This window comes from Moorena sp. SIO2C4 (assembly GCF_010672485.1).
In the GTDB taxonomy this organism is placed as follows: Bacteria; Cyanobacteriota; Cyanobacteriia; order Cyanobacteriales; family Coleofasciculaceae; genus Moorena; species Moorena producens.
Genome location: NZ_JAAHGN010000483.1, coordinates 1 through 5,497, shown reverse-complemented (window position 1 = coordinate 5,497; position 5,497 = coordinate 1). Strand labels below are relative to the sequence as shown.

At 43.1% G+C, this 5,497-nt stretch carries 8 protein-coding genes and 1 pseudogene; 1 reads left to right on the top strand and 8 read right to left on the bottom strand.

All coding sequences use genetic code 11. The features are described from left to right. Both F6K20_RS22525 and F6K20_RS22520 read right to left on the bottom strand, forming a co-directional pair. Nucleotides 1-253 (bottom strand): AAA family ATPase (locus F6K20_RS22525; protein WP_287296087.1); only part of this gene is annotated, 253 nt, incomplete at its 3' end. Nucleotides 254-282: 29 nt separating this feature from the next. Further along, nucleotides 283-510, bottom strand: coding sequence for a hypothetical protein (locus F6K20_RS22520; protein ID WP_131826849.1), 228 nt, complete (start codon nt 508-510; stop codon nt 283-285). A 19-nt stretch (nt 511-529) separates the two neighbouring features. Between F6K20_RS22520 and F6K20_RS22515 the strand changes: the two genes are divergently transcribed. Next, the gene (locus F6K20_RS22515) at nt 530-652 is read left to right on the top strand and encodes a hypothetical protein (RefSeq protein ID WP_267872010.1); all 123 of its coding nucleotides are present in this window, start codon (nt 530-532) and stop codon (nt 650-652) included. 460 nt (nt 653-1,112) lie between these two features. Here F6K20_RS22515 and F6K20_RS22510 read toward each other — a convergent pair whose 3' ends face one another. The 6 genes and pseudogenes from F6K20_RS22510 to F6K20_RS40810 all read right to left on the bottom strand — a co-directional run bounded on the left by F6K20_RS22510 (nt 1,113) and on the right by F6K20_RS40810 (nt 5,317). Further along, on the bottom strand, nt 1,113-1,310 hold the full coding sequence (locus F6K20_RS22510; protein ID WP_008182073.1) for a hypothetical protein: 198 nt from the start codon (nt 1,308-1,310) through the stop codon (nt 1,113-1,115). 341 nt (nt 1,311-1,651) lie between these two features. Further along, on the bottom strand, nt 1,652-2,779 hold the full coding sequence (locus F6K20_RS22505) for an RNA-guided endonuclease InsQ/TnpB family protein (protein ID WP_008182078.1): 1,128 nt from the start codon (nt 2,777-2,779) through the stop codon (nt 1,652-1,654). Between the two features lie 88 nt (nt 2,780-2,867). Further along, complete coding sequence (locus F6K20_RS22500; RefSeq protein ID WP_008182081.1) at nt 2,868-3,044, bottom strand: hypothetical protein; 177 nt, start codon at nt 3,042-3,044, stop codon at nt 2,868-2,870. 62 nt (nt 3,045-3,106) lie between these two features. Then, nucleotides 3,107-3,373, bottom strand: coding sequence for a MerR family transcriptional regulator (locus F6K20_RS22495; protein WP_008182083.1), 267 nt, complete (start codon nt 3,371-3,373; stop codon nt 3,107-3,109). 103 nt (nt 3,374-3,476) lie between these two features. Beyond that, nucleotides 3,477-4,274 carry a PD-(D/E)XK nuclease family protein gene (locus F6K20_RS22490; RefSeq protein ID WP_008182085.1) on the bottom strand — a complete coding sequence of 266 codons (798 nt, stop codon included), beginning with the start codon at nt 4,272-4,274 and terminating at the stop codon, nt 3,477-3,479. 347 nt (nt 4,275-4,621) lie between these two features. Further along, a pseudogene (locus F6K20_RS40810) lies at nt 4,622-5,317 on the bottom strand (peptidylprolyl isomerase). Nucleotides 5,318-5,497 lie beyond the last annotated feature (180 nt).

The following is a 5,497-nucleotide window of genomic DNA, read 5'->3' as shown; positions in this document are numbered from 1 at the left end:
CACTAGTCTCCCTTGACGATTGGTTTTTCACTAACCAATTCTTGCGCTCTTCAATTTTAGTAGCACTTTTATTAGCGACATCTTTGCCAAATAGACACCACTCAATCGCATTCAGGGTACTACTTTTACCTCCCCCCTGAGCTCCTACAATTAATGTGCAGGCTTGATCAAAGCGAAATTCCCGTTCTCCCGCTTGTTCAGGAAAGCCTCTAAACCCCTTGATCTTGACTGATACCAGTCGATAGTTTTCCATAGACACTGTTCCTCATCAGACTCTCTTGCTCATAGACCAATGGTAGCCATCAGTTTTTTGTAGGCTTTTTTGTAAGCACTTCGATGTTTTTCCAACCGATAACGAGCCATATCAGTGACCCCTTGTGATGAACCGCTATCAAACTCTTTGAGCAATTCCTCACCAAGGGCTATCAAACCTTGCTCATGGTCTGAATCAATGGCTTGATCTTTCAGTTGCTCAAATAATTTATCATTGTCTTTCATTAGCGATCGCATTAATTAGTCATGTAACCATATGCCCTATGCCCATAGGCTGAGAGCTGAATGCTTAGGGTGTGACCCTCAGCCCTCAGCCGTCAGCCGTCAGCCGTCAGCCGTCAGCCGTCAGCCGTCAGCCGTCAGCCGTCAGCCGACGTAACAGAGATTAAACCAATGCTTACTTGTTGTCTTGATCCCAAGCGCGAGTGGGGGAAACCCCCGTGAGGCCACTGGATCGCTTATTCAAAAGCTGAGAGCTGATAGCTGATATATAGCAGAAGTCATTTGTCAGAAGTCAGAAGTCAGAAGTTAAACTCAAGCCAAACTGTAGTTTGAGACTTTTGTCATGTCCTAATTACCCTGGCGACTGCTATAGCACTACGCATTAAGGTGTTTGACATTTATAAAAGCAGCAAAAGCTATTATAATCAGCTATTGCTAGCATGCCTATTGCCTTGCGCGTAGCGCTATAGCACATTAAGTAGCACCATCTGTAGCGCATTAGCTGATAGCTGAGAGCTGATAGCTGAATGCTTACTAGACTATGAGCTGGTTACTGATAACTCAGCATTTAGCACTTACCATTCCGCATTCAGCACTGTTCAACCTATATCAGCCGATTAACTCTTCTTCTGCTTAGGGGATGAAGCAGCTTTATTTTCCTCTATCCATTCTTCGATCAACTCCAATAAGATATGATTCATGGTGACTCCTTTGAGAGCGCACATAGATTTGAATTTTGCCCGTAAGGATTCAGGCAAAAATAGTTTGTAGCTAACTTGTTTTTCTTCTGACACATCTTTTGACAACTTTGACATCCCAATTATCCTACTAAGGGTTAAACTATTCAATAGGTATTTTAAGTTTTTTGTGTTATTTAGAGATTTTGTGTTATTATAACCCTATGAAACCCAAAGAAGCCAGCGGCACTGAGTCTGGTAAAATTTTGTTCGACCAGACTTTGTAGCCTATGGGCTGGTTAGCGCACTAGCTACAGCAGAGGTTCCCCCGGGGATCTCTGCTTAACTGCATCATGAATCTTACACAAACCTAGACATTCGGTCTGAAGTTCAATTCCTGCTTCGTTTTCTTCTACGTGGGAAGTCGGCTTCTTCCACTCCACAGGCGTTTGATCGATTGCCATCGACAGTGAGAGCCCCTACCGAGCTTCCCAACGCTCTATGTTGATTGCCGCGTTGAGATCCCGGTCTTCAAGATTTCCACAACCTCCACAAATATACACCCTTTCCTTCAATGGCATATTCTGTTTATGTCCGCATTTGTGGCAAGTCTTTGATGATGGAAACCACCTATCTACTAGGGTCAGCTTGAATCCATGGAATTCTTGCTTGTAAGTCAGCAACTCTCTGAATCGGTAGAATCCCAACAAGGAGATGGCCTCCGCTAGTTTATGATTAGCCAACATTCCCAACACGTTCAAGTCTTCAATCAAAATTTCTTGATAAGTCTGAGCTAATCGAGTGGTTTCCTTTTGCAAAAAGTCCTCTCTAATGTTTGCAAGGTGCTTGTGTTGCTTTCTCAGTCTTCCATAGTAAGTCAGTGCGTTCTGACTTGGTTTTGTCTTTGTCTGACCGTTGCCTAACACCTTTTTGCGATTGCGCCACTGTAGCTTCGATAGCTTGGTTTTCGCTTTCTTTATCGATTCGGGCGTTTCAATCTGGGTGCGGTCAGACAATGTGGCAAAGCACTTGACTCCGAGGTCTATTCCGACTTTCTGCTGGGTGTGTTTGATCGCAGGAACGGGACAAGCATCGATTTTGAACGATATAAACCACTTCCCGACTTCTCTGGAAATCGTGAATGTTTGGGAAATACAGTTGTAAGGGATCCCCTCCTTTAATCTGAACCATCCCAAGGTAGGGATATTGATTTGTTTCCCGGCAAACAACAGTCGCTTACCGTTGCAGTCATCAACGGTGAAACTGCATTGATGACGCTTTGTCTTAAATTTTGGCATCTGAGCTTTAAGCTTAGGGTCGCGCCAACGACTCAAAGCTTTAGCTAAGTTCCGGAATGCATTTTGGTAAATACGACTTGGATACTTGTTACACCAAGCCAACTCAGTACTTTTCTTGGTGACATTAGTGAACACCTTCTTAATGGCATTCAACCGTTTAGAATCGGAAGCTTTGACATGATCAAACTCCCATGATGCTTTCATCATCCCTAGTCCGTAGTTGTAGACGAATCGGGAGAATCCTGCGCACTGAGCTAGCCAATTGGCTTGCTTGTGATTAACTTTGAGTTCTCGTTTGATAGCATACATGAGACGAAACCTTAGAATAAAGGAGCCTTAATTAATAAGTTTTAACCCTTTTACCCATGACCGACCAACTATAAAGGCTCCTTTATTCTTACGGTAACTTCAAGGGAATTTCGACCATTATTTGTACTTCCGATGCTAATTTAGCGCAATTTTCCGGATTGTCAAGGTTTTTGTCAATATTTTCTTGAATGGGTTGAATGTAACGCCTCAAACCATAGAGCCGACAAGAGAAACAGTGAATAATCGCCATCAGATCTTCGACCATCTCCTGTTGAAGACTCAGAGATTCATTATTGGTGATGACGATCTCACAGTCGGAGTACTCAGCTAATTGGAGGATAAGGTATCCATAGCTTTCACTTGGTTTTCCAGGTCGGGTCTTTGAGCCGGGGATGACACCCGACAATACACAACCACAGACCTTTTAATATCGTCATTGAGTAAGCCTTTGAGTTGATTAATGTGTTTTTGGGTGTAAACTCTATGGTTCCCTAAAGTCCGATCGGCTATTAACTTTCCCGATATATCCCACCGTTGTAAGGTTCGGACAGTCACACCAGCGATTTTGGCGAATTCGTGAGGTCTGTAATGCATAACTAGACAGGTCTGGGTCGGTTTGTTTAGTCTTGTCTAATATTTAACGACTAAGCGTCAACTCTTACTGGTGCTAGGAGCAAACCCAGTCAGGGGTGGTAGCTCAAAGGGAAACTTCTTGGATATCAGCTAAATCGGGTAGTAATTCTGTACTATCGTTGCTCAGCCTATTCCCGTAACGCTGACAACGCACGGCAAAGGTACAATCACCACATCGACCAAGGGATGCTGCTACTTGAGGAAAAGCTAAACCTTGATCTTGGTACCCTTGTAGCCACCCAGCCAACTGGGTCAACAACTGAGTCAAATCCTCCCTAGTTTTCTGGTGTTGTGCGCTATTGTAGGTAAATTTAAGACTCTGGGCACAGGGTTGGGATTTGACAAACCAGTAACTCATGGAAATTTGTTCTGGCCAATAATCGCTAGTTTCTGCTAGGACGTAGAGATACAGGCGTGTTTGCCAGTCTTGGGCTAACCAATCCCGGTTTTTAGGTTGAGGATAGGTCTTCCAATCAAGAATTTGAGCCGAGTCTTCCCCTGCAATCAATAAGTCATAGATAACTGTAAGTAGATAACCTTGGAAATACAGGGTTCGGCAATGTTCCGCTTCCCGGAAGCTTTCAGGCTCTGGGTTGGAAAGTTCTGGTGCGGCATTGACTAAACCACTCAGCCAGTAGTCGAGTTGGGTATCCTCTTCTACTAAGGATGTAACTGGTAACCCAAGTTCCCGCTGTTGCATTAATAGGTGAAAGCGGCTTCCCCAAGTAAGACGCTCTTGTTGTTCGGGAGACACGGGTGTTCCCAGCTGGTCAAAGTAAATGTGTTGGAACTTACGGGGACAGGTTTGTAATACGTTCAGCTGTCCTTGGGATAGACGAGTTAGAGGGGCGGGAGGAGACACTGGTCAATGATCTAATCAAATCTTGGAGACATTGGGTTTGTTTGTGATCTATTAGCTAGTGTAGCGGAAGATATCGAATGCGATCGCATTTTCTTATAACAGTCGAAATCCCCCATCCTCCGTTTGAGGTGGGATGAAAGGCGCGTCAGAGAACTTAACTTAGAAATATAAATCATCAAAAATGCCCCCTGATCAGCATCAGAGGGCATTTAATTTCAAAAGCTTAAAGACCAAGATTAGAATTCTAAATTCTAAATTCTAAATTCTAAATTCTGCATGTATAAGTTTCCACTCAAGACCTAGGCAGCTTGGTAACCTAAGTCAAGGTTTTTGGTAACTTCAAATTGCTAAACCTGTTGCTTAGTCCATTCAGAAAATAAATTTAAGAGGATTTGAGAGCGCAGCTTATCATCCAATTGGGGTTCAATAATCTCCTCCACCAAAATCAAGTGTACTCCCTTAGAGGTCACAATGGGTTTGAGAACCTCCGGTGGCTTAGCTGCAAAGACAGCAGCAGAAATCTCCGGCTTGATCTGCTCACGAGTTACTACTCCTTGATATCCCCCATAGCGACGTAATTCTTTATCCTGGATATACTGATGAGCAACATCATAGAAACTCATCTCCCCTTTCTGAATACCATAAAAGAGTTCCATGGCTAAATCTTGATCATCTATGATTACCTCATACATCACCACACCCGCATAATCTAGCTGATTTTCAAAGAAATAGGGTTCAACTTTATCGGCAAATAAATGCTTAGCTAACTTTCCATAAATAGCGCCATTATATACCATAGCTTCAAACTATTATAAGGTCATACCATGTTTTTCCAGCCATGCCCAAGTTTTCTCAGCACTCCCGAGTTGGCTAACTATCCTGAATTTATCTGCTGCGTCTTGAAGTTCTTCTGTCTCTACTTTGATACACGCCTCAGCGGCAGCAGCTGCGATTAACTTGCGGGTAGTAATTGCTTCGATAATCTCAGGAATCTTACCAGATAGCTTGATTTCTTCAAGAATATCGTCTTTGGTAATCGTGATAGCTGGTTACATCGTGTTTATCCTAGTAATTTAAACTGTGAAAGTTATAGTGCTGCATCGCTTTGCAAATTGAATTTTTCAACACTATTACACGCCGTGCTATAAAAAGCGATCGCACTAATTGATAATGCCCTGAATTGACTGATATGACATCCCGGAAATCACCTATAATTTCAAACA